The organism is Symplocastrum torsivum, assembly GCF_059505465.1.
This window is the reverse complement of sequence record NZ_JCACKQ010000055.1, coordinates 1-26,074: the sequence shown is the minus strand read 5'-3', so window position 1 is coordinate 26,074 and position 26,074 is coordinate 1. Positions and strand designations below refer to the sequence as shown.

Genomic DNA, 26,074 nt, shown 5'->3' with positions numbered 1-26,074 from the left:
ACCTAATGAACATATGCAAATTTTGATAAAACATACTGGTTATGAGCAACAGCCGTTGCCAGTAAAAACTGACAATCTGTAGTCATTGGTTTAGCTGTAGCGATGAGACATCCTTTGGCAACAACAGAATGACACAACCAGCCAAAACGAGTGAATTTTTGCAGATATTGATAAAATTTTAGAACTATAAATTCTCCTCGATCTTGCTGTACCCAGTTGTTCATTTCTTCTAAGGTTGCACCATTATTCGCAAGAGCAAATAATGCCTTTTTTAACCCGAGCTGTACGGCTTTAAAGGTTAGCTTATGATGGAGAGATGCCAGAACGATTTGCTCGTCTTCATTTTGAGTCAGAGAGACATCATCGTTAAATGTAAGAATAAGTAGTGCATCAAGCAGGTGTGGGTAAGGTGAGTTATTTCGATTGGTGGTTAGATAGTCGTTCATGAAAATACTGCTGCTATAAAGGTGGGGTTAGCGATCGCACCGCCCAGATAGCATGACTATAATTAGCTATGTTTCTCTTCAAAACCTGTTTTGCCACATTTAAGGCGAACTTCAGATTAAACAGGGCGGTGGGAGTCTTAACCATGTGGTAAACTTCCATTAAGCTTCGGTAGCGCTCAGGACTGCTCTTCAATAACGCTTCAACTTCCTGCCCATATTGCCTTGAAAGGTGATCGATCAACCCGAGCTTTTTACCTGTCATTGTTGCATCCACGGCTGACAACCGCGCCCGATCGCGATTTGTTGCCAGCAGCCAAGGAGCTTGTAAGCTTTGAGCAAGTTGTTTTTGAAAGCGATCGCTTACTCCTGTTAGATCGGTGCGAGAGCGTAATTGCTGCTCAATACACCGATCCAGTTCTAGGGCACCCACGGCAGCAGCACTCATTCCCTGACCATAGAAGGGATTGAAGGCAAAGACGGCATCTCCCATGACTACTAACCCTTCTGGTAGTTTCAACTTCTCGTAGTGGCGTAACCGATTTTCTGTGTTGCGGAAGCTGTAGATAGGAGAAACAGGCTTGGCATCTTTGACGGCTTGGTAGAGAGCCGGATTAGATAATGTCCGAGCAAATTCTAGAAAACCCACCTCATCCGTAGGCGGATAATCTTGATTAAAACCATAAAGACTCAGTACCCAGCGGTTCCCTTCCATCGCAATCAGTACGCCGCTACGCGATTCATGGAGGTATTGGGGCATCACAAGCATCATTTTCCAATCTGCATCCAACTGCTGAGGGCGTTCGTACCAGCGAGTCGTATAGCCTAAAAAGGCGTTAACTTTGGTTTCAGCAGGAGTCGGATAGCCTAATTCCTCCAACCACTTGGGCATATTGGATTGGCGTCCGCTAGCATCGACAACTAAATCGGCAGTTAATTCTCCCAACTGCAAGTCATCGCGATCAAGTAATTGTACCCCTGTAATCCTAGAGTTAGTCTCGTCAGTTAACAGTTTTTTCACCTGAGTAGCGTCTAGAAATTGCAGGCGATCGCTTTTGGGCAGACGACAGCGAATCGACCATTCTAAAAGGCTACGACTACAACTAGGAACAATTAAGTCTGAAGGGCAGCGAGGAAAAGAATCCTGTTGGATGAGAGTTAAAGTGTCTGCGATTAGATCGACCAAAATAGCACCAGCAGCGACCAATTCTGCTTCCAAGCCCGGAAAAAGCTGCTCTAGAATGTTACTACCTCGTTTGAGCAGTCCATGAGAATGCAGTGTTTGAGGCACTCCCGGTCGCGCCCCAGGTTGTTCCGGTAGTGAGTCGCGCTCAACTACAGTGACAAACGCAAAGTGGTTGAGCAACACTCTGGCTGCCAGCAATCCAGCAATGCCACTGCCAATAACTAAACCATGACTACCGTTGCTAATGACTTGTTGCCGTTTTTCAAACTTAGACATTTTCTAAACGTTTATCCCATTCATTCTGGTTTTTAATGCCATTTTTTACCAAGCTGGATTTAGCAATCAAATTAATCAAATACTGATTAATTATTGATAAAGGAAATGGCAATGGTCTGATGACATCAAGAAACAATACAACTCGAACCCCATCTGTCTCATTCAAAACTTCATGTTGATAACAATCATCAAATATTAAAGCCTTGCCTTCTTGCCAAAAAGCAACCTCATTACCAACGCGGATTCTACACTTAAAAAAAGGTTGAGGAATGATTAGTCCTAAATGACAACGAATCACGCCTTTGTAATATCCACGATGCTCTGGAATGTGTTTATGAGGTGAGAGAATTGAAAAAAAAGCTGTTGTCATTCCAGGAATTTGTTCAATGATTTTGGTGGTTTCAGGACATCGGGCACAATTTTGTTCAGCTTTGACACCATAACCATATAAAAAATATGTTTTCCAGCGATTATCCGGAGAAATTACATATTGTTCTGGAGATATATCTTGAAAGTTTGGTAACTCCTCTCTATATTTCAGAATTTCATCGAGTTCTTGTTTAATTTTCGACCAGTTAGCTTCCAATGTTTCTACCCAGTCAAATTGCTGGTTAGCAAAAATCGGAGAATTTCCCGCCAAAGAAAAACGAGCAATTAATTCCTCAAAATATCCAAATATTGTACTCAAAATTAAGGAATTATACTTTTTGATTATCTGGTTAAAAGCCTGAAGGAATTGCATTTCGGCAAACTCTTTTTTCTTAATTGTGACAAGTACTGAGTGCAAACTCACTAATAGAAGTTTGAACATCTACAAGAATGAAGGCAAAAAGGAAAGGGGAAAAAGTCTTTTCCTTTCACCGTTCCCCTCTTCCCTAAAAACAATTCGTTAAATAGACCACTTAGATGCACAACAGCTTACTAGTCGTCTTGTAGATCTCTAAGTCCTTGCTCGACAGCACTAAGATACCCAGAGTCGGATAAAGCTTCTGCTGACACTCGGTTCGCTTCTACAGCAACCTGGACAAGTTCTTGGGCATTAATTTCGCCAGATTGGTGCGCTGCAATGAGAACAGCATAGCTGGAAATACCTTGGTTTTTGAAGTAACCCCGATAAGCGAGGGAAACAAGATTTACTGGTGTTGTCTGTTGAATATAGGATGGGACGACTCTGGCTTCGGCTGGATCAATTGCCACTGGCGGTTGTGCTTTGATGGCAGGTGCAGTAGTAGCAGACATCAGTAAGAGAGATAGACTACCAAAAATTAGACGTTTCATTGTACGATCTCCAAGTAAATTTTTTACTTCAGAAAGTTTGCTGATTGTAGATTGGACAGACTGCATTCTTTTTTCCTGATCGATAATTTCGCTTTCTTGTTACTTCGTATTTCAGAAAGTGACAGAAGCTGTTCAGGAAGGTGATCACATTCCTTATGTATGTAAAGAAACATTGCTGTTTCTTAGGAGAGGGATATGTAGTCGAGGATGCCTAATGCAACCACTGAACTCGCAGGCATCCAGTGGCAATTGCCCAGCACAGACAGGGTTAAAAAGGCTGGGATTAGAAAAACATTGGAATTGGGTTAAGCTGCTCTTCTTTCAGTGGCGTTGATAACCAACCCATTTGCACAGGAACATCATAAAGTCGCCCAGGAGCAAACCGACACCAGAAATGCCGCAGTCCAGGAACAATAACCTTGACAACGCTCAATCCTATATCTGGACGGGTTTGGTCGAGAACTAGGGTTTCTAAGCCATGATTAGCAGCAATTTCTACACAGGTAAGCACGTCTTGTTTTAGATCGCTGCTGCAATATTTTGGGTAATCAGCATAGACTTTGGGCTTAGCGCTTGGATCGGGAACGAGATAAGGCTGATTGGACAATGTGGCTTCTTTATACCAGTATTCCAAATCTGGGTTATCAAACTCTTTTGTCGTCTGATGGTGCGACAACATCGCCAGAAATTGGTTTACTTCAGTAACGGCTCGGAGAATAGCAATTTTCGGGTCAAAATGAGTACCAAAACCGAGCGCGATCAATTCTGAGGTTTGGTTAGTACCTCGAACTATGGCAATGGCAGCAAAAGAGGGAATATTGAGATCGCTAGTAATATCGATAACCCAAAGTTCATTATTCTGACTCTGGTAATAGTCTCGCAAGGCTTTCAGATAGGGTTCATCAAAACTAGCTAAATCAACAGCAGGACGCTGGATGCGGTTGTACCACCACAGTGCAACACTATCTCTCTCCACCAATTCCATGAATCCTTGAAGAATTGCTTCCTCTAAGGTGTTGCCTGCTGCATTGCCATTAGAATCTCCCATACAGAAGCGATGACCATCCACTTGGGGATAGTCGTAGTAACAGTAAGCTGTGGGCAAATATTTGAATTTTTGCTCAGTTAGCGACCAAACAGGTGTCCACTCTATTTCTTTGTCTTCATCAAATGCTTCAGGAACCCAAGCAAAACCTCCATGCTGGGCGTTCCATACTTCCCGTTGCTGGTATTGGGTAGTGCTGTACTGGGCACAGTCGTTAGGATGAATTGCGATAGATTCTAGTTGTGCATAAGTTCCTTTGAGGCGATACTCATTTCCGGTAAAAATACCAGAGTATCTTTCCAGTGCTTCACAAAGACAACTCGCTTTTGATTGACTGTCGGTTTTGCCTTTTCCAGCAGCACTGTTGGAACTTAAATTCTGACGTAGCTCAACTAAATTGTTAGAACTTTTGCGATTTAGATGGCTGGCAGTGTAAACATGAATCAAATTGTTATCGCTTTCGAGTTTCAGTAACTCGCTAATTACTCCTGTGATTGGACTAATATGATGTGAATATTTTTTGAGAGTTTCTTCGGGAGAGAAGCCACGATGTCCCCCATCAAGAGTGAATCGTTTTTTCTGACTTTGAAGTGCGATCACTTGTGGTTTCTCTTCTTTCACAGAAACGCCACATACTTGACATTGCGGACGTTTAACAAGAATATGCTGCTCGATGGATAGCTGCGTTGTATTGAAGGTGAATATTTTACCTTCTAGCTGTGAAGGTGTTTCTATAACTATCTGTTTTGCCGTTTCCAGCGCTGCCCAATTGATTCCCATTTGCAAGCTCACAGGAAGAACGGCACGAGAGGTTGAAAAGTATTCAGTGGCTCCTTTCTGCTGGGCGATGCTTGTTTCAACGGTTCGTTTTCCCTGTAACCGTTGAGCAAGACATTCCCAACATCCAGTACGAGGTGGGACAAATAGCGGTCCCAGCCAAATAACCGTACCAACAGGTTTAACTAATAACCAAGGTTTTTGGCGTGCTTCGGCTTCTTGGTTGAATTCACTTAAACCAATTTGTAAATAGTCATCCGTTAAGACAATTGTTAAATCAGTTTCTGTTATATCGGCTTGTTCGTCAACATTGATATTTAATGACTTGAGAGCAGAAATAAACTCTTTTGTTTCAACGTTGCCAAACGATACTACGCTGACTCTGGTATTTTTTAGCTTACTTAGAGCTGTTTCTGAATCAGTACCTAGCAAACTCCAAAATGCTGCTTGTTGCGATGGCAATGTCTGATCTGCTTCTGCTAAATAACCCTGACTCTCCAAACGGGTAAGGGCATTGTAAACACCAAGCATTGATACTTCAGCTTCTAGGTGCTGCACAATGTCATCGACATTATGCTGACCATCAAGCAAGGGAGCAAGCAACGTATAAAGGTGACTGCTAAGAGCATGATGTTCATGTTCGCTGAGTAGATAGACGCTACTTGGCTCGATAACTTCAACATGGAAGTGGGGTTTAAATACAGGTTTTTTTAGCATTGTTAATTCGCACGTTCAGTAAATAAAAGTTGCTGTACTCTGTTAGGTATTGCCTAGCTTGAACTATGAGATGGAGAGCGATCGCATTCAATCAATGTAGACGCTTGCAATATTTTTAGGAAAGGTAAAAGTAAAAATATCAACTTGATGGGTCGAACTTTTACAATTTACCTTTTACCTTTCACAAAGGATGGAGTGTTGGATATAGCGGAAGTTTCAAGAAAACAACTGCTAAAACTTGCTTCTTGGCACTAGCTACTCTTTACACTCGCATCGCCGTCAAGGGATTGACCTTAGTTATTACTTACGGCTACCAGCACACCCAATACAGCAGTTTGCAGGTACATAGAGTACAAGCTATCCCCAGGGAAAAAGCGGTTTGCATCTACATATGTACTTCACTTACTTGCAAACTGCTGTGTATGCTGCTGTTGGGGTTCCAGTAGACAAGTTGCTTTCTTCAATGACATCTCCACCAATAGCAACTTCGATCGCCATCGCTGCACGAACTTGTTCAATCGTGAAGCTGTAGCCCATCTCGTTACCCAGTTGAACCGCCAGTTGGCAGAGGCTTTCTGGGTCGCTTGCTTGCTTGAGTTTTGCTTGCAACTCAGGACTCTTCAATAGCTCTTGGTAGAACTGTTCCATTGAATTGTTGGTTGTTTGTAAGTTAGTCACAACGTTCATGTTTTTTCCTTGTTAGTGAATTGTTTTCTTGAGGTTCTGATTAATCGCCAAGGGGATTCACCTAGCTTTCAATCAGATGTCTTCATTATTCAACTGTCATTCGATTTCTACCACTCAATTTTATCAAGTTAAAAATGCAACTTAAGCACAAGTTAGCTACCAAGTCTAAGCAATAACTATAGATACAAAAAAGTTTCCCAAATCACAAAGGTTGATTGAGAAACTCTTACTAGTTAAATGTCCAGCAAAGTCATGCTATAAGAAATACAAGTTGCTGTGTTCTCTTAAGCACTGCCTAGCTTGAACTATGAGATGGAGAGCGATCGCGTTCAATCAATGTAGACGCTTGCAGTAGCTTAGAAGACTTCCAGAAATTATTAGTTGCAGTTAAATAAGGAACAATATGTCGCTTCACGAATCTCAACATTCGCGTATTATCTTTTAAAACAATAAATATTGCTTCTGTCACTTTTTCATCAGTAAGTTGTTGATTAGCTGATGCTACAAACAAATGAACTCCTAAACCAATAGATTGAAATTCTGGTTTAACAAATAGTGACTTATAAATTACACAATTTGGCATCAATCGCTGGAAAATGCTCCAACCAACTACCTCTTCCCCATAGCGTAAACCGACGCTAGAAAGAGCTTCAATCCGGTCTTCTTTAAAGGGATAAAGTTCATCAGGGTAATTCAGTCCATTCTCTCGCTGTTCAATTTTCATTCGCTCTTGAGCAGTTAACTCTACCCAAGGGAAGATAGTAAATTTTTTTGGGAGAGTATACCGATGTAAAAAAGGAGCCTGCTTGATAGTTTCTCGATTCGTTACACACTGCAAACTATAAAAAGATGCAGGTGCCCAGTTTTGTTGCTTAAGCAGACGTTCCAGAATTGGAGTCGTAAGATTCAAATTGTATAAAATATCGAGTTGTTGACAGCCATGCTCTTTTAGTATTTCTTCAATCTGCATGACCAGCACAGTGCCAAGTCCCCGTTGGCGATGCTCTTGGGCTACAATGAGCGATAAAATATTTGCTTGATTTTGATTTGTTAGGTATTCAGCTAAAACTAATCCAACTGGCTGTCCTTGAAGGGCTACACCTATAGCAATATTTTTTAGATTCTGCGGTGAAAGCTGGTCTAGACGTTCTTGAAGCCAAGGGTAAGTTAAATGCTTGTAAGCAGGGGCATTAAGGCGATCTAAAACCACATAACTGTACATTTTTATCAATTAAATAGGTTGACAAGTTGAAGCAAATAAGAAGCCTGTTACAAGAAAGCTAAGGTCTATTTAAAAACATTTCCAGCTATGCACTGTAAGGAATGCCAGTCAGCAAACATCCTCTTAGAACTTTTTGCTTTGCTTTCTGCAACAGGCACAATCATGATTATTAGGAAAGGTAAAAGTAGAAATATCAAACAGATAAGCCGAGTTCCTACAATTTACCTTTCACAAAGGATGGAGTGTTGGATATAGCGGAAGTTTCAAGAAAACAACTGCTAAAACTTGCTTCTTGACACTAGCTACCCTTTACACTCGCATCGCCGTAAAGGCATTGACCTTAGTTATTACTTAACGCCAATGCAACCACCGAATGCTGCTCTTGGGATTCCAGTAGACAAGTTGCTTTCTTCAATGACATCTCCAATAGCAACTTCGATTGCCATCGCTGCATGAGCTTGTTCAATCGTGAAGCTGTAGCCCATCTCGTTACCCAGTTGAACCGCCAGTTGGCAGAGGCTTTCTGGGTCGCTTGCTTGCTTGAGTTTTGCTTGCAACTCAGGACTCTTCAATAGCTCTTGGTAGAACTGTTCCATTGAATTGTTGGTTGTTTGTAAGTTAGTCACAACGTTCATGTTTTTTCCTTGTTAGTGAATTGTTTTCTTGAGGTTCTGATTAATCGCCAAGGGGATTCACCTAGCTTTCAATCAGATGTCTTCATTATTCAACTGTCATTCGATTTCTACCACTCAATTTTATCAAGTTAAAAATGCAACTTAAGCACAAGTTAGCTACCAAGTCTAAGTAATAATCATAGATACAAAAAATCCCAAATCACAAAAGTTTTATTGGGAAACGCTTGATATTTAGTTGTAAATCATCCATTTCCTCAATTGGTATACAGACTTTGTGCTTCAAGCGGTTGCTAACGCTTTAGTGCTTATTAGTAAATCCATGAAGGTGGTGCTGTTTGATCGCAGCTTATCCGAAGCCGAAAGACAAGCTTGGGATATTAATGATGGTCTTCTGTTGTTAGAGGAAATGGATGTCAGTCCCTTCAATCGCTACGAAGATTTAGCCAATTCGGATTGATGGTGCTTACTCATACTGAAGACCACACTGCTTTCCAGATTGACAAATTGTGCCATCTGGAATTGAAGTACTCACTGCTTTTGTTTGTCGTACATTAGCAGACTGAGAAGGTTGGTGATTGTATAGCCAGATGGTAGGGAAGCTTGCCTCTGCTGCTCTAGTAATTCTTCAAGCCACTGCTTAATTTCTTGTGGTTTCTTTGCTTCTGTTAGAAGCCATTCTGCAATGGGTTGCACAATTAGTTTTTTTTGCAGTTTTCCAACGAGATCGCGAAGCGCTGCTGCGTTCGCCCTTGGTGTCTCCCCTTGGGAAAAGCGCAGATCAATTGCTTCGGCTTGGAATAAACAATGAGTTTTTAATAGACCAATCTGCTGCTGTTCGATCTCATGGCAGACTTGTCGAATCAGTCGCGCCAGCACATACTTCATGACTATCGGCTGCAAACTGAAGTGAGTTATGTTCTCCTCAATAAGTGCAGAAGTGGTAAGCTCGACCAGCGTAGGCTCCGCTTTCTCGATTAGAGATCGCCGCAACAGTGAGTTCAAAGCTCCTGGCAGCTCCTGTTTTGAGCCAATGCTGACTAAACTTTCTTTCAACTCATCTAGAGAGACAGGCTCCTGATGAATGGCTAACCACAACATGACTTCCTGCTCTACAGGCGACAATCGCTCGAATTGGCGATCGAGCACATCGTGGATGTCATCAAAGACCAGTAAACCTTGTTCAACATACTTCAAGACTTCTGCAATTCTGCCGTTGAAGAGTTCTTGAGTGGCTGTAGCGACAAGCTTTAGAGCTAGAGGGTTACCGCTATAATGTTCAATCAGCGCGTTCCACTCGATTTCTGAGGCGATAAATTGCCCTTTTTGCTCAAACAGCTCTCGCCCTTCAGTTGGCTTCAATGCACCTAAGTGTAATGACCGTACAGGAAGTGTTTTTCCTTCAAGTAGTGCAATTTCTCGGTGTTTTTCACGACTGGTCAAAATCACACAACTCTGATGAGGAATTGCCCCAATGTACTGGAGCAACTGATGATAACTCTCATAGCCTGCTCGACATCGTCCGCTGTGATCTCCACTAGCGAGAATTGTCTCCATGTTGTCCAGAATCAGTAAACAACGTGAGGAGCGCAAGCAGTCCATTAGTTTGGCTATTTTCCGATCTAAGCTACCAGGCAGCAGCGAGGCTTCTCCCTTCGTGTGCAGCAGAAATGGCAAGATACTGTCCACTAGCTCTTCTAATGAGGGTGCATTGTGTAGCGATCGCCACACGACAATTTCAAACTCTTGCTCAACTTGCGATGCAAGTTTGACGGCTAAGGTACTCTTGCCAATTCCACCCATTCCTAGCACGGCAACCATCCGACAGTGTTCTTCCAATACCCACTGTCGTAGTGTTGTCAGTTCCGTTTCACCTCCACAGAACAGAGATACATCCATCGCTTCACCCCAGTCTTGGCTTGGATGCTTCTGCCGAGTATCTAGTCCTTTCAATGGCGAGTTAGGGTGAGAGTAGTCGCTTCTATTCAACTCCAAGCCAAAGGACTGAAAAACTGTTTGCAGTGAATAGCGATCTACAGGTTCTGAGCGTCCTAAGACTTTGGAGATGGTATTGAGTGCCAATTGTGTGCGTTCACTCAATTCCTCTAAGGTGAAGCGATCGCTCGCCTTCTCTTCAAACTCTGCCTGAAATTTAGCAGTTTGGAGTTTATCCCATCCCTGCCGTGTTAGGATAACTCCGCGTTGGCGACTACGAGACGGGACATTATTTTGATGCTTCTGTCCCGCGTGATGGGGTTTCAGTGGGGGAGGGGTGCCGTCGGTTTTGGGCTTCTGAAGAGATATAGAGGATTGCAATGGCATTTTCAGCGCAATATTAGTCATTTCTTATCCTCTCCTCAAGAGCAGTTATGGTTTTTTGATGAAACTTACTTGTTATGAAAGATTTCCCAATTAGACGATTAGAGTTTCTGCAAGTTCAGCCAGTGACAAGTCTTGATCAAGGTGAGTATGAATATAGTCGAGTACTTGTTGTAATTGGGTGCGCGTTAAGCCTCTGTTCTTGAATTCAAAGGTTGGCGTTGTAATTGTTAGCATGGTGCAAAAATTGGTGGTTTGTTCAACAGGAAAAGCTAACCGTCAAAATCAGGTAGCTTACTGGCACTAGCAAGCAAAAACAGAATCTTTAAGTTAGAAATTGAGCGCAATAAAGCTGCCCAAGACTAAAAACATGAGCCTTTAAACATCGACCGAATTGTCATGAATTAGATTGAAACCTTGCTCACTTCTCAGAAATAAGCACTAGGCACGAATGTGTCAGAAATTGCTCATATGAGCTTCTTCAGAATGTCGCGAATATGAGTTTTTGCCGTACCCACAGAAATATTAAGCTTCCGAGCGATCGCGATACTGTTGTCTCCATCAACAATCAATTGCAACACCTTCAACTCCCGGTTTGTGAGTGATTCAGCGAGAATCATTTGCCTCAAGTCTGAATCAACTGCGCGAATCACGATCGCCTCAACCGAGTTACGGTCATCAGATGGAGGAGGATAGGCTTGTTGGAGCCGCTCAGCGACCTCTTGGGCAACCGTAACAAGGGCATGATTAGAAGAGAGAGCATTGGAAAAATCAGCCTGAGTTGAAAACCTTGATTGCTTAAAATCATCTTTGGTCGATCGTGGACTGAATTTCATAAAATTGTCCTCAGTCAAACATGGATGGCGAACAAAGGTTGGGGAGCTTAATGACTTGCAGCAACAATGGCTGTCATTAACTCTGTCATCTTCCAGCGTCCGGTATATCGAATGTTATTGATAAATAGGGCTGGAGCAGCCGTGATTCCACTCTGCAATCCACTTTCGATATCCTCATTGATGCGATCAATATGCACTTGTTTAGACAACTCTTTGAGAAATTGAGGGATATCAAGCCCTAAATCGTTGGCGTACTCAATCAGATAACCATTTTCTAACTTCTGTTGATGGGCAAATAAAGTGTCGTGCATTGACCAAAACTGTCCTTGGGCAGCGGCGGCTTCAGCAGCTTGGGCAGCCCGTCGAGCTTGGGGATGAATCTGTGTTTGCGGAAAATGACGGAAGATAAAACATAAATCATCCTCTCCAGAAGCAGCACTAAGCTCTCGTTTGATCGCTTTAATCAGCTTGTAAACGTCTGCACTTCTAGGACATTGATAGTCTCCATACATCACCAGCACGACCTTAGCACTCAGCACACCCTGCATCCAATCTTGGGTTGAAGGAGGTACAAGTAAGGAACTATGGCTACGATCGTCGTTCATTTTTCTACATCTGCATCAAGCCTGGAACCTTGCCACGAAAGCTGGGAAAAACCTTATGATTTAGGCATTCCCAGCGTCAGCAATTCGATCCTGGGCTGAATAACTTTGAAATCGGTGATTGCTGCGTTAGCGTAGGTTCCGCCAACGGCGAGCAAATTCCTCTAGAGCCGATCTAGAAATCTGGGATTGCAACCATTCAAACGCCTCTTTTTGATAGGGATATTTCGATGGCTCGTAGTAAATGGCTGCATCAGCCAGTTGAATGGGGCCACCTCGACGAAGGGCTTGCCAAGTTTGGGTGCCAACGATGCCATCTACAACAAGTCCATTCTGCTGTTGAAACTGAACCACTGCAGCGCGAGTTGCATTGCCAAAAACTCCATCGACTGTAATGTTGATTCCTTTGGCATTCAGCAATTGTTGTAGCTCACTGACAGCAGCACCAGAATCGCCTTGGCGTAGCGTTGGGTCTGTAGCTGTGGGAGTAGAGGTCATAGATTTATCTCCAATGTTTTAGGGTTGAAAACTCAATCAGCTTCACCGCTCTAGAGGAGCATGATTTGCCTGATTGGATGCACTTCTGGCGAGATTTGCCCAGTTGTGATTCTGCCAATAGGATTTAAGGTTGATTAGGCTAGGAAATAGGTGCTGCAATTGGCAACGTTCGCTGCATCACTCACGTTCTCAAAACAACGATACAAGGTTGCCATTTCTGCTCCAATTAACTTGCTCAATCCATTGACTGCATCTTTGTTTGCATACATTCAATGTAGGAGATCGCTTTCAAGTCGTCGTCTACAGCAAGTTAAAAGTTTGACAGTAGAAATTGATAGAGCAACTACTCATCGCAAAGTAGAAGGTCGGCTCTAACTTAAGTTAGACTCTCAACTCGATCGAAAGTACACCCTACAAACTAACAATGCCGCGTTTAACGGCAACAATCACAGCCTGGGTGCGATCGCTCACATCCAACTTATTCAAAATTCGATTGACATGAGATTTAACAGTGCCTTCACCGATACTCAAAGCAGTCGCAATATCGGCATTACTCATCCCCTGCGCCAGTGAGCGGAGTACCGCCAGTTCTCTTTCACTCAGTTCTGGATTGCTGAGGCGCTGTACCAACTTGGCTCCTACATCGGGCGGAATATACTTCTGACCCCGATGAACAGTACGAATCGCATTCAGAAGCTCGTCCGGTTCAGTTTCTTTCAACAGGTATCCTTTTGCGCCTGCCTGCAATCCCCGATAGATATCTTCGTAACTATCATACGTGGTTAGTACAATAATCCGAGCCGATTTAGCAGCAGCACAAATTGCACCGATGGCGGCAACTCCTTCCACTTCCGGCATTCGCAGATCCATTAAAGTGACATCCGGTTGGTGTTCCCCAAATAGAGCGATCGCTTGTTCCCCATTTTCGGCTTGGGCAATCACCTGCATCTCTGGGTCACGGTCAATAATCGTGGCTAATCCTTGCCGAAAAATGGCATGATCGTCCGCAATCAGAACCTGAATGGTCGTAGCTTGGCTCATCGTGATGCTCACTCAAGGGTTGACGGTGACAATAATTTCTGTTCCTTGTCCAGGTTGACTCCGAATAGTGAGTTGTGCGCCGATGCGCTCTGCCCGTTCGCTCATGCCGAGTAAGCCAAAACCCTCAGAGGTTGGAATACTCCCAACTCCAAAGCCCTGTCCATTGTCTTTCACGCGCAACAAAAACTGATCATGCTCGTAGATTAGCTCCACTCGAATTTCGTCAGCGTTGGCGTGTTTGATCGCATTGGTCAAGGCTTCCTGCCCCATCCGCAGTAGGTTATTCTCGACTTCAGTGGGTAGAGCATACGCTATCCCCTTGACCTCATAATACAAAGTGGTATCGTTTGCAGCCGCTCTGATTTGAGTTATGAGACGATGGAGAGCGCTCTGTAGACTGCCTTCCTCCAAAAGCTGAGGACGCAGCGCGACGACCGATCGCCGTGCTTCAGACAGTCCAGTTCGCGCCAATTCTTTGATCAGGTCTAGGTGTGCCCCAGTTGCTTCTACATCATCCGTTAGCACCTGTTTTGCAGCTCCGACCTGAGCCAGAATACCTGTAAACGACTGAGCGAGTGTGTCGTGAATTTCACGCGCCATGCGGTTGCGTTCTTCTAAAATTGAGGCTGCTTCTGCTTGCTTTTGCGGCGTAATATCTCGCGCCAACCAAATCACCTGTTCGTGCCGAATCGGGGCAATGCGAGCCGAAAACCGGACTTCTCGTCTAGCTATCCACTGGCATTCAGTGTATTCAACGGTGAGTACTTGTTGGGTTTTCACCACCTGCTGAATATAATTCAGGAATTCATCAGCTTGTTCCTTGGCATAGAGTTGATGCATTGTTTTACCAATATATTTCTCCCTATACTCCTCTCCATAGGATGGATTTCCTGGGATTGCGTCGATCACTTGCCCTTCAGCATTGTAAACACACAGCGGATCGGGAATGGCTGAGAAGAGCGCTCGCAGTTCTGCTTCAGAGGCTTGCAGCGCGGCTTCTGCCTGTTTGCGATCGCTAATATCCGCAGTCACCCCTTCGATGTAGCCATCGGCTGCATTCAGATAAGCAGAGGAAAGTCCCCAGAAAACTGTCCCATCTCGTTTTCGCAGTTGTGCTTCAAAGTTTCGCACTTCCCCATCCCGCTTCATCGCCTCAATGGCTTTTTGGCGATCGCTGGGATTTACAAAATAGTTGATAGTGTGTTCCAGCCCAATGATTTCTTCTGGTGAATCAAAGCCAAGCAGATTGGCATAGCGTTGATTGGCATTGAGAATTAATGCATCCGAGAGGCGGGTGCGGTAGATGCCGACCTGCGAGTTTTCAAAGATAGCTCGGAACTTGGCTTCACTGCGTTGTAATGCCTCTTCTGCTTGTTTGCGCTGGGTGGTGTCATTGCCCACCGATAAGATTTCAACGACCTCTCCCTGTTCATTGAAGATGGCTTGATTCGACCAGACCATCCAAACTCGCCGTCCGTCTCGACACAGGTTTTCACTCTCGCCTTGCGGGTACGATTGAGGATTACGAAGTAAATCGTGGAACATGGGTCTCACATCGCGTCCAGAGAGTTCGGCTTCTGGAATGATGGTTTCAAATAAGGTTCGCCCTAAAATCTCATGTTCTTCATAACCTAGGAGTTTTACCCCATAATCGTTGATGTATCGAATCCGTCCTTGCGGATCATAGCAAATGATCACGGAATTCGCGGTTTGTAGCAGGTTGCGGTAATTGGACTCACTTTGTCGTAACGCAGCAGTTCGTTCTGCAACCTGTTGCTCTAAAGTGCAGTTGTAGTCAGCTAGGAGTTTCTCGGCTTGTTTGCGCTCTGTAATGTCCTGAAAGGTAGCGATCGCATAAGTGATATTGCCCTGTTGATCAAAAACTGGTGTTCCCCGTGCCTCAATTAGAATTGAGACATGATCTCGACGAATTTCTATATCTTCAGTCCTGATGCGTTCGCCCCTTAATGCCCGAACATTAGGCAAGCTCTCCGCTGGATAGTTTTGATCCGTTCCTGCTACATAAAGCTGGTAAGCCTCTGAGAGCTGCTCCGGTGCTATGGAAGTATCAGTTTCTTTACCCAGGAGTTGAGTGCCGCATTGGTTGGCATAGTAAGGGCGACCCATCGCATCCACGATCGCAATTCCCACCGGAATCGCTTCAAGGAACTGGGCGATCTTGCTTTCCTTAGCCTGCAGTTCTGAGTAAAGGTTGGCATTTTCGATGGCGATCACAGCTTGAGTCGATAATAGCTGCAAGACCTGCGATCGCTCTGGTGTAAATACTCCAGCTGCTAACCGATTTTCTAAATACAATACACCGACCAGCTTGGCTTGATTCAGCAGCGGCAAACAGAAAATAGATTGAGGCTGGTTCTGTTGAATGTATGGCTCATTAATAAAAGCACCTTCACGAGTCGCATCATTTAAGGCGACAGGCTTTAGAGTCCGAATCACATATTGAATGATTGAGTCTGGCAATTGATCGGCAACTGGAATAGACTGTAACACCTGAGTCGCACAAGCATTCTCATCGGCATTGAGTTCACAAGCCGCTTCAATCGACCATTCTCCTGAGTTTTCTAAAATCAGATATCCGGTTTGTGCGCCAGCATTCTCAATTAAAGTTTGCATCAGCGATCGCAGCAATTGCTTCAGTTCAATTTCACGAGAAATCGCCTGTGAAGCTTTCATCACTGCTGCTAAATCGAAAGCGGTATGGAAGGGATTAGTGATAGTTTCAGCAGTAATAGGAATTGATGTGGAAGCGGCTCTAGACGACTGAGAAAAGAACTGTGGATAGCGAGTTTCTAAGTCTTTAACTTTAGCGGTTGCGCCCCAGCGATCGTAGCAATAGTGCGCCTCTTTCATGTAGGTTTGAGCAATTTTTGACCGACCTCGCGCCAGATAATGTTTAGCCGCTAATTCATAAGCTAATGCTTCTTCTTGGATAAAGTCATTTTCAGCAGCACCTGCGATCGCCCGTTCATAAAACTCTTCAGCCTCAAAAAATTGCCCTAAGACTCGTGCTTTCTCTGCCTCGACTAGATGAAATTTATGTAGATAATTCATTGGAGCGTAATCTGCCCATTTTTGCACCTTTTCTTGGTTGGTGCTAACACAACTTAGCCAAGCTTCTTCTTCAGAGCTTGAAGCCTCAACCAATAGGCTCAAAAGCACCAGAGAATCGTAGAAATGGAATATAGCTTCTGCTATTTCTTCTAAAGGCTGCCTTGCTAACACAGCAGTTTGTGCAGCTTGATGATATTCCCCAAATAGATAACACAGTATAATTTTGTTTAAATAGAGGTAGGGAATTTCAGTTCCGTCTTTAACTGCAATAGCGCGCGATAGCGCTTGCTCTTCATCATATACACTACCAATCAAACGGGTGGGATTCTCAGATCTACCTAACAGATTAAGGATTGTCTGCCACAACACGGCAATCCAATTAGAGGGGTTTTCCCGTCTGATTTGTCTGATTGCTTTGCTGTAGGTTGCCGTTTTTTGTTCCAGTTGGGTGAGTTCCTCACCGACAAGAAACGAGTAATAACATACATTACATGCAGCATAGCCAGCGAATTCAAAGTCTCCGGTTTCCACTCCGTTTTGATAAACATCAACCTGAATTGGTATTATTTTCCTAAAATGTACCTTCCGGGGCATGATGTTGGCATTAAATATCGCTAATGCTTTAGCATTCCTTTTTTTGCTATTCAATCGTTCTGTCAAGCTGAGAGCCAATTGACCAAATTTATAACCGAGTTCAATGTCTTGAACAACTCCACATAGAATAGATCCGTAGGCAGCATAACTCAGTGGTGACCAGGTAGCATTGCCGTAGTTGATTGATAAATTTACCATTTTGCACACAATCAGTATCATCAGTGCTGGTGACACCATATTTGCAGCAACCACGATATTCACCAGGATATACATTGCTGCCAACGGTTCTGGTGCGGTCATCTTTGCTAGATTAATTAAGTCTTCGATGTCTCGTCCAGCTAATAGTGCAGCCGTTTCCTCCAATTCTCTTTGAACATCTAACTGACTTGGATTTTCTATTAAATCTATTCCCAAGAGCTTTAACGCTTCCAATCCAGTTTTTAGTACTTCTTTCAGGTTGCCCTGTGACAAATATCCTTGAATTCTGCTATCGTAAGCCTGTACTTTGTCAACCACTGTTTTGGCACGATCGAGTACCACTTCTACCAACTGTTCCATCTCATCAAAGCAACCCTGGAGATACGCCGCTTCTGCTGCTTCTGAGTACAGCGCTAAGGTGAGGTCATACTCACTCTGCCAACTCTCTGAATTGAGGAGTTTAAGCCCTGTAGTGAAATACTTAAAAGCTGCTTCATAAGCCGTTGCTGCCTTTGCTTTCTGACCTGCCATTAAATTCAATCTGGCAATTTCAGTTCGTTCTGATCGAGCAGCGACTAGCTCAAGTCCTTGATTGAGATGATCGATGATTTCAAACAATCGATCGGGTCGTTGCTCTGATGAAGTTTTTTCGAGCAAATTGCGACCGATTTGGAGATGAACCATCTGTTTCTGCGATTCATCAATCAAAGCATAAGCCGCTTGCTGAACGCGATCGTGCAGAAACTTATACTCTTGAACTAACAAACCTTCGTCCAATTCAGAATGACATCTATGATAATTTGCCCGTTGCTTCCCAAAGCACTGAGTAAACGCGATCGCCATACTTCTACCTGTTCATTGGGTTCACCCAAGAGTTGCTGCACCAATTTTTGCAGAGCATCGACGATCGCGCTGTAGGGAATATTGCGCCGGAATTGGTCAAATTTACCCCAGATAAAATAGCCGTGCTTTGCGGTGATCGGTTTAAAGAGTTCCTGTACCAATGCCGTTTTGCCAACGCCAGCGTAACCAGAGACCAGCATCATTTCACGGACTGCCTTACTCCCTGCCACTCTGTCAAACGCCACCCATAATGCTGCAATCTCCGCTTCTCGCCCATACAGTTTTTGAGGAATGCGGAACTGCTCGGAAACATCTTGCAGCCCCAACGATATGGTGTTAATCTGATCCATTTCTGCCAGTTGTTGGGCACAGCGCTCTAGATCTGCTTTGACACCCCAGGCACTTTGATAACGATCCTCTGCATTTTTTGCCATCAGTTTCAAAATCAGGTTTGAAACAGGTTGGGGAATCGTGGCATTCAATTCATGCGGGGGAATCGGCGGTTTAGCAATGTGACAGTGAACTAGTTCCAGGAGATCACTGGTGGGAAACGGCAATTGTCCCGTCAACAGTTCGTAAAAGGTTACGCCCAATGAATAAAAGTCGGTGCGATAGTCGAGCATCCGGTTCATTCGCCCGGTTTGCTCTGGCGACAAATAGGCGGGGGTTCCTTCTAGAAGATGGAGACTTTTGAATGTGGGATTGGTGCGACTGAAGCGAGTGGCAATGCCAAAATCAATGATTTTGACAACGCCAGTCTTCGGATTCAAGACAATGTTGCTAGGATTAATGTCTTTATGGATGACATGAGCCGCATGGATTTTGCCTAGAGTATCAGTAATGGCGATCGCCATATTCAAAAAAACCGACAGCGGCATGGGAGAGAAGTCTAATTGTTGCCGCATCCAGCATTCTAAAGACTCTCCACTAAAGTCTTCCAAAAGAATAACCAGCGTGCGCTGGTAGTCTTGCTGGCTGTATGCCTTGACTACGCCTTCAATGTTGAGAAAACGAGTAATTTCATACTCCTGCCGATAGCGAGTTAATTCCTGAGGAGAGGGATAATCCTGCTTGAGAACTTTGGCAATCACTGCACAATCATCTTGCTCTCTGATACCCCGATACACCAAGGAAGCTAAGCTCTCATAGATTTTGCTGTGGATAGTAATTCCAGGCAGGGTAATCATTGAATGCTCCCCCGATGAAGGACTGTCATCCGTTTCCCAAAGTATATCGCTTGCCAAACTCCAGAATATAAAGCTCCTTGCGAAAAACCACGCTCCAGCGCAGTGCCTGTTCACTGAAATGATTAGTCGGCGGCACCGTCTCATTGTCGAGGAACAGCAGCAGATGCTTCTCAATAGTCAAGTAGTGCCTGAAAAGTTGCTGTCCCTCAGGGGACTGGGGCTTCAGATTCAAGATCTCCCACAGGCTGCCTCGGAATCGAGAGCCGTATTGCTGAAGCGTTGAGGCAGCCAGGGTCTGTCGTCGGTTCACGGCAATGGCTCGTAGTGACAGCCGCTTCATCCCGGGGGCAAACAGGTTTCGTCCGCATCAAAGGTGTGGGACATCGCTACCAGATTTTGCATTCAGACATTGATGGTCGATCGGTTGTATGAATGTACTTTCGATCAAATTCGGATTCTAACTTAAGTTAGAGCTAGCCTTCTACTCCGCGATGGCATGGCTAATCTATCAATTTGCACTGTAAAAAATTTAACTTGCTATAGGCGACAGCTTGAAGGCGACCACCTATATTGAATTTGTGCAAACAGTCATGCAAATGGATCGAGCAAGTAAATTGCACGGTTCTATGCTTGAAGGCATGAATATTCAAGGTGCAACTGGATTAACGCACGCTCAAGCAGCGACGTTGAAAGCATTAGGAGCAATTTCACAGTGAAGCGAATGCTCTTTGGGCACGCGACGCGAAAATCTTAACTCTGTGCTTAACTCGCGGCTCTTAAGTGGCGAAATTTGGCGTTGTCTTGCAGACTCAGTTCATGGCGCGATCGCTTACGTCATCAACCCTTGAGGGTAAACAGACGTTTCACTTAAAAGCACAAGCAGAGATGTTTAGCTTTTGATTTCATTCTGCAATTCCTCATTCACCAATCGCTCAAATAGGAGAGTTCAATGTCTAAAAATCAAAAAATCGGTCTAGAAGGACTGCTTCGTCCAGAAGATAGCATCCTGGTACTGATTGACCACCAGCCCTTTCAGTTCACCAACCTGAACAGCCATGAACCTACGATGATCATTAACAATGTGATTGGTCTTGCTAAATCGGCAAAGTTGTTCAACGTACCCACAATCCTGACCACAGTCATTGAAGAAAGAGGGGGTTATATCATTAAGGGACTACAGGATGTTTTTCCTGATCAAAAACCGATCAACCGCACTTTCATCAATACCTGGGAAGATCCAAACGTTACAGAGATCGTGAAGAAAAGTGGTCGCAAGCAACTGATACTTGCTGCGCTTTGGACCGAGGTCTGTCTCGCAATGCCAGCAATTCAGGCGCTTGGTGAAGGTTATGACGTATTCATCGTTACCGATGCTTCGGGCAGTGTTACTGCGGAAGCTCATGACATGGCGGTTCGCCGGATGGTTCAGGCGGGTGCAGTTCCAATCAACTGGATGGCTGTACTTTTTGAATGGCAACGTGACTGGGCACGCACAGAAACATCTGCGGATGTATCAGATATTGTTCTTGAGCATGGCGGTGCTAGTGCGGTAGCCCTTGCATGGGAACTTCAGCTCCTTGCAACAACCCCTCCAGCGGACGGCAAACCTGTCCAGGTCAGCAATTCCTCCATTGGTCAATTGGTTTAGCGTTGTGGGTGAATTGCACCGTGATTGGCGTAACGATATTGAAGGGCTAGGTAATCTCCTTGCAGAGTTTATTCCTGACTACAAAAACCTAATGACGAGCTATGCAGCAACATCAAATGCTGGCTCTGCCAATCGCGAACGCCCATTGGTGACAAGTTAAGGCTGTATGCCAGTTATCAAGGACTTTCTGCCAACGCTGGGTATGCCACTAGGTCAGGCATCTAGACTTCATAAGTAAATATGCTCGTTGGCGAAGGTTTTTCGAGCTACTCCCTTCCCGCCAGAAGATTACCTATTCTCTTCTCCCCCTGCTCCCCCTGCCTCCCCTGCTCCCCTTGCTATCTCAACATAGGTATTCTTAGACCGGGAAGGGAGTAATCTACGTTTAGTGTGAAGTTTTCAGATGCAGCGAACTTTGCCAATTGCAGCGCCTATTTCCTAGCCTAACCAATTTTGCATTTTAGATTTTGAATTGTTCTCATGAGTAACAAACGCAGAACAACAAGGAGAGATTTTCTCCAACTAACCCTAGGAGCAGGGATTTCGTCCTATTTATTAGGACAGCGCCGCACGTTTGCAACCACAGCTTTTAATGCAGATACAAAGGCAGAATTAATCCTTACGAACGCTCGCATTGCAACTCAAGATGACCGACGTTCTTTTGCCGAAGCGGTTGCGATTAGTCAAGGTCGCTTTCTAGCCGTCGGCACGGATAAAGAGATAATGGCATACAAGGGTGATAATACCCAGATAATTGATGCCAAAGGTCGGACAGTTGTACCGGGCATTAATGATACCCATACTCATCTGATTCGTGGCGGTCTTTACTACAACATGGAGCTAAGGTGGGATGGCGTGCCGTCTTTAGCGGATGCATTGCGAATGTTGCGAGAACAGGCACGAAGGACACCAGCACCTCAGTGGGTGCGAGTTGTGGGGGGATGGACGGAGTTTCAGTTTGCCGAACGTCGAATGCCGACTCTTGAGGAAATCAATGCGGTGTCTCAAGATGTTCCCGTTTTCATCCTCAATCTTTATAACTCTGCCTTACTCAATCGGGCAGCACTACGCGCCCTTGGTTACACCAAAAATACTCCCAATTCAACGGGAGGAGAGATTCAACGCGATCGCAACGGCAATCCCACCGGACTCCTGATCGCCAAACCTAATGCAACCCTGCTTTATGCGGCCCTTGCTAAGGGACCAAAGCTGAGTCCAGAAGACCAGCTCAACTCCTCTCGCCACTATATGCGCGAAATGAATCGCTTAGGTATCACCAGCGTTATTGATGCAGGGGGAGGCGGACAAAACTACCCGGATGATTATCAAATTATCAATCAACTTCACCAGCAAGGTTTAATGACGGTTCGCGTGGCTTACAATTTATTCACCCAGCGCCCCGGTCAGGAACTCGATGACTTTGAGCAGTGGAGTAAGATTGCTACTCCCGGTCAAGGGGATGATTTTTATCGCTTGAATGGTGCGGGGGAAATGCTCGTCTATTCTGCTGCTGACTATGAGGATTTTGTGGAAGCGCGACCGAATCTCCCAGAAACGATGGAGTCCAGCCTAACGGAAGTGGTAACGCTGCTGGCTCAAAATCGCTGGCCGTTCCGTCTCCATGCCACTTACGACGAATCCATCACCCGTTTTCTCAAGGTCTTTGAAACTGTCAATCGCGAGATACCTTTCGAGGGTATGCACTGGATTTTAGACCATGCCGAAACTATCTCGCAACGCAACATCGAACGGGTGAAAGCATTGGGTGGAGGAATTGCCATTCAGCACCGCATGGCGTATCAGGGGGAATACTTTGTCAATCGCTATGGGAAAACGGCGACAGCAAACTCTCCTCCCATTAAACAAATGCTGGCAATGGGAGTCCCTGTCAGTGGTGGAACGGATGGAACGCGAGTTGCTAGTTATAACCCTTGGGTGGGTCTTTACTGGCTGGTTAGTGGTAAGACAGTTGGTGGTATGTCGCTGTATCCAGAGGCAAATCGGTTTGACCGCATGGAGGCGCTGAGGATTTACACGACAAATGCGGCTTGGTTTTCCAATGAGGAGGGAAATAAAGGCGCGATCGCACCCGGTCAGTTAGCTGACTTGGCGGTTCTCTCCGAGGATTACTTTTCGATTCCAGAGGAACGCATCAAAAGCTTGGAATCGGTCTTAACCCTTGTCAATGGCAAACCCGTATATGCAACCGATGAATTCCAAACCTTAGCCCCACCTCCCTTACCTGTTAGCCCGGATTGGTCTCCCGTTGCCCATTATGGGGGCTACCATAACAAAACAACGATTCCTGCGGCTTCGTCTTATCGACCTTCCTCTTTAGGCTGTTGTTCTCCAAGTCAGCATTCCAGTAGCCAGTTGTCGTCAGCGTTACTAAGCAAGGTTGGGAGTTTAGCCGGATTTTGGGGAGGCATGGGCTGTGCGTGTTCTATTTAAGGCATTCTGCAAAACCCTAAATGCTCATTCACGACCGACTTGGCTGGACAGACTCGCTATACATACGAAGTTTACGACCCATCGCAATTAACTGGCTGTCCCCAGCGATCCATTCGTGACAAGTTAAGCACTTCCTGAATTAGTCAACTCCTATATCTAGTGTCTCATGTGAAAACTTCACACTAAATGTAGATTAGCTCGAAAAACCTTCGCCAACGAGCATATTTACTTATGAAGTCTAGATGCCTGACCTAGTGGCATACCCAGCATTGGCAGAAAGTCCTTGATAACTGGCATACAGCCTTAACTTGTCACCAATGCAACCCGACTGCGGGATCTGGATTATTTGATGGTTCTTACTCTGCCTTAGCACAACTGACACTCAAACCCACAGAATCCTTAAGTTTGGGCTTAACCTATGCTCGTTCTTTGAATTCAATTGATATTGGTACAAGTAGTGCCATTACCAATGATCCCTTTAATGGAAACAGTGCCAGCATTGTTGGGGATAGCTATAGTCTTACGGCTTCCTGGTTTTCTGTTTTAACCATCCAATTTCCCGGACTGTTAAATTCTATGTTGGAAGAACCATTGGCAAGCAATACCAGTCAAGAAAACTATCTAGTCACCGCCGTGATTTCTCATATCGTGAGACCAGGACGTGAACAAGGTTATGAGGCATGGTTTCATGGTATCGCCGCAGATGCACGAAAATTCAAGGGTCATTTGGGTGTAAGCACGATTCGACCTCATGATCATGCTCATCCTGAATACGTGGTCATTCTCAAGTTCGATTGCTACAACAATCTCAAAACCTGGATTGAATCAGATATTCGGCAAGAATGGATTGAGCGACTGCAACCCTTAATTGAAAAGCCTGAAACCATTCAAACCCTGACAGGTCTAGAAACCTGGTTTACGCTTCCCAACAAACCCATGAAGGCTCCACCTCCGCGCTACAAAATGGCGGTCGTCACATGGCTGGCAGTGTTTTTTACGATATCTATTCTCAATCGTTTGCTAGTACCACTCCTAGCTGGGCTTCCGGTATTGCTCAGAACGTTGTTGGTTACAGGTCTAACGGTTGCCCTGCTGACCTATGTGATTATGCCGCGCCTCACCCACCTCTTTCGCAAATGGCTGTATTCCATTTGATCAAGTACATATCTTGCACATTCACAGGAGCCTTCCATGTCTTGTCAACACCTGAACGAACTGACGCTAGAGAATATCAGTAGACCGAAAACTTCTGCGATCGCTCCGTGATGGATACCTTTAATTTCGATTTTTGCCTGGACTCAACTCCAAAGTGAATGACCGCGAGCGCATTGGTCTGTGGGGCTTCTCCTACAGTGGCGGTCATGTATTGCACTTGGCGGCATTCGATCCACGTGTGAAAGCGACCGTGGCCCAGATGCCTGATTGTGGGCGAGAAAGACTTTCTGGCAGCCCCTGACCTAACTGCCGAATTCTATGCCAATGCGCTGGAATTGATAGCACTACAGTAATCGATATCGATAGCGTCTCAGAGTCGATATCAAAACTGACTGAACGCCTGGACAGATTGGAATGAGCGTGGAAGTTAGATGGGCAGTGAGTTGTGAAAATTTCATGCTCCAGAAAAACTTGTTCTGCCTTTGGTCAAGTTGCTCTAGGAAATATCATCAGGAACGGACACGATAAAAACGGCAAACAGAGATACAAATGTAAGTTATGTGACACACCTGCTACCCCAAAAGTCAAGCCATCTCCTAAGCCCCACCAGCGTAAAAAAGCCATAGCGGGACACAAAAGTCTGCGGGGTCGTCCGGAAATGTATTCAGAGGTCAAGAAGAAAAAAACTTTCTCTTTAACTCCTACGGCTGCTCAAAAACTTGATAAGTTAAGTGCTGCTCTTGATTTGAGTCAATCAGAACTTATTGAACAGATTGCGAAAGGACTTATTGATTTCGATAGCCTCAAGTCATTCAGTTTAGATTTGAATCAAGTTCATCCTAAAGGCTAGCTAATTATAGTTGAAGGTAATTAGTAAACCGTCTCCTGATTGGAAAAAACCCTTTGATTTCAGGCTTGTGTATTCAGCCGGAGGTTCAAGATGGTCGAAGCTAGTCACCTCTAATTCAGCACTGGCATTTTTGGGGTAGCAGACAACATATTCAGTTAGCTGGCAGTAGCTAGAGAGCAAGTTGTAGAAGGAACAGTTCAAGTGGAGTGTTCGTTCCGCTGTAGGGATACTTTTCCAAAACTGCTCCAGAGAACAGTAGTGAGTGAGGATGAGCCTCTCCGATGGTGTACGGTCTGGCTTAATGTACACCATCCCTCGCCCTAATAGGAGGTAACCTTGCCAAGCCACGGCAGCGGCTAAAGGTGACTGCGACAAAGCTTTGAGCCGGTCAATGAGTTATTGAGAGTATTTTAATGGCGGTTGGGGGTTAGGGGTTGTCATGATGAATTCCTCAACAGCTGAAGAAATTCCTCGACTACGGCATCGGGGTTCTTATCACACCGCTTGGAATCAAACC

24 protein-coding genes and 1 pseudogene are annotated in these 26,074 nt (G+C 44.8%); 7 read left to right on the top strand and 18 right to left on the bottom strand.

All coding sequences use genetic code 11. The annotated features are described in order from the left end of the window. Positions 1-2: 2 nt before the first annotated feature. From AC5JL3_RS17845 to AC5JL3_RS17810, 8 genes are all read right to left on the bottom strand, one after another. Complete coding sequence (locus AC5JL3_RS17845) at positions 3-446, bottom strand: hypothetical protein (protein ID WP_496075766.1); 444 nt, start codon at positions 444-446, stop codon at positions 3-5. 13 nt (positions 447-459) lie between these two features. After that, positions 460-1,905: an FAD-dependent oxidoreductase gene (locus AC5JL3_RS17840; protein WP_496075765.1), complete on the bottom strand. Its 1,446-nt coding sequence runs from the start codon at positions 1,903-1,905 to the stop codon at positions 460-462. Continuing rightward, entirely contained in the window at positions 1,898-2,698 is an 801-nt protein-coding gene (locus AC5JL3_RS17835) for an aspartyl/asparaginyl beta-hydroxylase domain-containing protein (protein WP_496075764.1), read from the bottom strand. The genes AC5JL3_RS17840 and AC5JL3_RS17835 overlap by 8 nt, the downstream gene beginning before the upstream one ends. A 128-nt stretch (positions 2,699-2,826) precedes the next feature. Then, on the bottom strand, positions 2,827-3,183 hold the full coding sequence (locus tag AC5JL3_RS17830) for a hypothetical protein (protein WP_496075763.1): 357 nt from the start codon (positions 3,181-3,183) through the stop codon (positions 2,827-2,829). 283 nt (positions 3,184-3,466) lie between these two features. Next, positions 3,467-5,722, bottom strand: coding sequence for a TOMM precursor leader peptide-binding protein (locus AC5JL3_RS17825; protein WP_496075762.1), 2,256 nt, complete (start codon positions 5,720-5,722; stop codon positions 3,467-3,469). Positions 5,723-6,124: 402 nt separating this feature from the next. Further along, positions 6,125-6,409 carry a Nif11-like leader peptide family natural product precursor gene (locus AC5JL3_RS17820; protein WP_496075761.1) on the bottom strand — a complete coding sequence of 95 codons (285 nt, stop codon included), beginning with the start codon at positions 6,407-6,409 and terminating at the stop codon, positions 6,125-6,127. A 295-nt stretch (positions 6,410-6,704) separates the two neighbouring features. Continuing rightward, positions 6,705-7,631, bottom strand: coding sequence for a GNAT family N-acetyltransferase (locus AC5JL3_RS17815; RefSeq protein ID WP_496075760.1), 927 nt, complete (start codon positions 7,629-7,631; stop codon positions 6,705-6,707). Positions 7,632-7,978: 347 nt separating this feature from the next. Then, entirely contained in the window at positions 7,979-8,266 is a 288-nt protein-coding gene (locus AC5JL3_RS17810; RefSeq protein WP_496075759.1) for a Nif11-like leader peptide family natural product precursor, read from the bottom strand. A 274-nt stretch (positions 8,267-8,540) separates the two neighbouring features. On the opposite strand from AC5JL3_RS17810, the gene AC5JL3_RS17805 reads away from it, so the two are divergent. Continuing rightward, positions 8,541-8,723 carry a hypothetical protein gene (locus tag AC5JL3_RS17805; protein ID WP_496075758.1) on the top strand — a complete coding sequence of 61 codons (183 nt, stop codon included), beginning with the start codon at positions 8,541-8,543 and terminating at the stop codon, positions 8,721-8,723. A 71-nt stretch (positions 8,724-8,794) separates the two neighbouring features. Here the strand turns inward: AC5JL3_RS17805 and AC5JL3_RS17800 are convergent, their stop codons facing one another. The 9 genes and pseudogenes from AC5JL3_RS17800 to AC5JL3_RS17760 all read right to left on the bottom strand — a co-directional run bounded on the left by AC5JL3_RS17800 (position 8,795) and on the right by AC5JL3_RS17760 (position 19,763). Further along, a complete protein-coding gene (locus AC5JL3_RS17800; RefSeq protein WP_496075757.1) occupies positions 8,795-10,606 on the bottom strand; it encodes an NB-ARC domain-containing protein in 1,812 nt (603 codons plus the stop codon). A 69-nt stretch (positions 10,607-10,675) separates the two neighbouring features. After that, positions 10,676-10,819, bottom strand: coding sequence for a hypothetical protein (locus tag AC5JL3_RS17795; RefSeq protein ID WP_496075756.1), 144 nt, complete (start codon positions 10,817-10,819; stop codon positions 10,676-10,678). Between the two features lie 230 nt (positions 10,820-11,049). Beyond that, on the bottom strand, positions 11,050-11,418 hold the full coding sequence (locus AC5JL3_RS17790; RefSeq protein WP_496075755.1) for a response regulator transcription factor: 369 nt from the start codon (positions 11,416-11,418) through the stop codon (positions 11,050-11,052). 47 nt (positions 11,419-11,465) lie between these two features. Continuing rightward, a complete protein-coding gene (locus AC5JL3_RS17785) occupies positions 11,466-12,023 on the bottom strand; it encodes a DsbA family protein (RefSeq protein ID WP_496075754.1) in 558 nt (185 codons plus the stop codon). A gap of 126 nt (positions 12,024-12,149) precedes the next feature. Beyond that, the gene (locus tag AC5JL3_RS17780; RefSeq protein WP_496075753.1) at positions 12,150-12,518 is read right to left on the bottom strand and encodes a peptidoglycan-binding domain-containing protein; all 369 of its coding nucleotides are present in this window, start codon (positions 12,516-12,518) and stop codon (positions 12,150-12,152) included. Positions 12,519-12,652: 134 nt separating this feature from the next. After that, positions 12,653-12,787 carry a hypothetical protein gene (locus AC5JL3_RS17775; protein WP_496075752.1) on the bottom strand — a complete coding sequence of 45 codons (135 nt, stop codon included), beginning with the start codon at positions 12,785-12,787 and terminating at the stop codon, positions 12,653-12,655. A 142-nt stretch (positions 12,788-12,929) separates the two neighbouring features. Further along, a complete protein-coding gene (locus tag AC5JL3_RS17770) occupies positions 12,930-13,559 on the bottom strand; it encodes a response regulator (RefSeq protein WP_496075751.1) in 630 nt (209 codons plus the stop codon). Positions 13,560-13,571: 12 nt separating this feature from the next. Beyond that, positions 13,572-19,453: pseudogene (locus tag AC5JL3_RS17765) on the bottom strand (PAS domain S-box protein). A 25-nt stretch (positions 19,454-19,478) separates the two neighbouring features. Next, positions 19,479-19,763, bottom strand: coding sequence for a hypothetical protein (locus tag AC5JL3_RS17760; protein ID WP_496075750.1), 285 nt, complete (start codon positions 19,761-19,763; stop codon positions 19,479-19,481). A gap of 280 nt (positions 19,764-20,043) precedes the next feature. Between AC5JL3_RS17760 and AC5JL3_RS17755 the strand changes: the two genes are divergently transcribed. The 6 genes from AC5JL3_RS17755 (at position 20,044) to AC5JL3_RS17730 (ending at position 25,557) form a co-directional block, all read left to right on the top strand. Next, entirely contained in the window at positions 20,044-20,169 is a 126-nt protein-coding gene (locus tag AC5JL3_RS17755) for a hypothetical protein (RefSeq protein ID WP_496075749.1), read from the top strand. Positions 20,170-20,402: 233 nt separating this feature from the next. Continuing rightward, positions 20,403-21,101 (top strand): hydrolase, encoded by a 699-nt coding sequence (locus AC5JL3_RS17750; RefSeq protein WP_496075748.1) that lies wholly within the window; start codon positions 20,403-20,405, stop codon positions 21,099-21,101. A gap of 4 nt (positions 21,102-21,105) precedes the next feature. Then, positions 21,106-21,261 carry a hypothetical protein gene (locus AC5JL3_RS17745; RefSeq protein WP_496075747.1) on the top strand — a complete coding sequence of 52 codons (156 nt, stop codon included), beginning with the start codon at positions 21,106-21,108 and terminating at the stop codon, positions 21,259-21,261. A gap of 320 nt (positions 21,262-21,581) precedes the next feature. Next, on the top strand, positions 21,582-23,552 hold the full coding sequence (locus tag AC5JL3_RS17740; RefSeq protein ID WP_496075746.1) for an amidohydrolase: 1,971 nt from the start codon (positions 21,582-21,584) through the stop codon (positions 23,550-23,552). A 429-nt stretch (positions 23,553-23,981) separates the two neighbouring features. Next, complete coding sequence (locus tag AC5JL3_RS17735) at positions 23,982-24,707, top strand: antibiotic biosynthesis monooxygenase (RefSeq protein WP_496075745.1); 726 nt, start codon at positions 23,982-23,984, stop codon at positions 24,705-24,707. Positions 24,708-25,152: 445 nt separating this feature from the next. Then, complete coding sequence (locus AC5JL3_RS17730) at positions 25,153-25,557, top strand: IS1/IS1595 family N-terminal zinc-binding domain-containing protein (RefSeq protein ID WP_496075744.1); 405 nt, start codon at positions 25,153-25,155, stop codon at positions 25,555-25,557. Here the strand turns inward: AC5JL3_RS17730 and AC5JL3_RS17725 are convergent, their stop codons facing one another. Then, entirely contained in the window at positions 25,558-25,932 is a 375-nt protein-coding gene (locus tag AC5JL3_RS17725; protein WP_496075743.1) for a hypothetical protein, read from the bottom strand. Positions 25,933-26,074 lie beyond the last annotated feature (142 nt).

Excerpts from the sequence above, each read along its gene's own strand:
- AC5JL3_RS17780 (WP_496075753.1), bottom strand. The coding sequence starts at position 12,518 with ATGACCTCTACTCCCACAGCTACAGACCCAACGCTACGCCAAGGCGAT.
- AC5JL3_RS17790 (WP_496075755.1), bottom strand. The coding sequence starts at position 11,418 with ATGAAATTCAGTCCACGATCGACCAAAGATGATTTTAAGCAATCAAGG.
- AC5JL3_RS17750 (WP_496075748.1), top strand. The coding sequence starts at position 20,403 with ATGTCTAAAAATCAAAAAATCGGTCTAGAAGGACTGCTTCGTCCAGAA.
- AC5JL3_RS17770 (WP_496075751.1), bottom strand. The coding sequence starts at position 13,559 with ATGAGCCAAGCTACGACCATTCAGGTTCTGATTGCGGACGATCATGCC.
- AC5JL3_RS17840 (WP_496075765.1), bottom strand. The coding sequence starts at position 1,905 with ATGTCTAAGTTTGAAAAACGGCAACAAGTCATTAGCAACGGTAGTCAT.
- AC5JL3_RS17810 (WP_496075759.1), bottom strand. The coding sequence starts at position 8,266 with ATGAACGTTGTGACTAACTTACAAACAACCAACAATTCAATGGAACAG.
- AC5JL3_RS17785 (WP_496075754.1), bottom strand. The coding sequence starts at position 12,023 with ATGAACGACGATCGTAGCCATAGTTCCTTACTTGTACCTCCTTCAACC.
- AC5JL3_RS17830 (WP_496075763.1), bottom strand. The coding sequence starts at position 3,183 with ATGAAACGTCTAATTTTTGGTAGTCTATCTCTCTTACTGATGTCTGCT.
- AC5JL3_RS17795 (WP_496075756.1), bottom strand. The coding sequence starts at position 10,819 with ATGCTAACAATTACAACGCCAACCTTTGAATTCAAGAACAGAGGCTTA.
- AC5JL3_RS17775 (WP_496075752.1), bottom strand. The coding sequence starts at position 12,787 with ATGTATGCAAACAAAGATGCAGTCAATGGATTGAGCAAGTTAATTGGA.
- AC5JL3_RS17825 (WP_496075762.1), bottom strand. The coding sequence starts at position 5,722 with ATGCTAAAAAAACCTGTATTTAAACCCCACTTCCATGTTGAAGTTATC.
- AC5JL3_RS17845 (WP_496075766.1), bottom strand. The coding sequence starts at position 446 with ATGAACGACTATCTAACCACCAATCGAAATAACTCACCTTACCCACAC.
- AC5JL3_RS17755 (WP_496075749.1), top strand. The coding sequence starts at position 20,044 with ATGCAAATGGATCGAGCAAGTAAATTGCACGGTTCTATGCTTGAAGGC.
- AC5JL3_RS17800 (WP_496075757.1), bottom strand. The coding sequence starts at position 10,606 with ATGACTAATATTGCGCTGAAAATGCCATTGCAATCCTCTATATCTCTT.
- AC5JL3_RS17820 (WP_496075761.1), bottom strand. The coding sequence starts at position 6,409 with ATGAACGTTGTGACTAACTTACAAACAACCAACAATTCAATGGAACAG.
- AC5JL3_RS17815 (WP_496075760.1), bottom strand. The coding sequence starts at position 7,631 with ATGTACAGTTATGTGGTTTTAGATCGCCTTAATGCCCCTGCTTACAAG.
- AC5JL3_RS17740 (WP_496075746.1), top strand. The coding sequence starts at position 21,582 with ATGAGTAACAAACGCAGAACAACAAGGAGAGATTTTCTCCAACTAACC.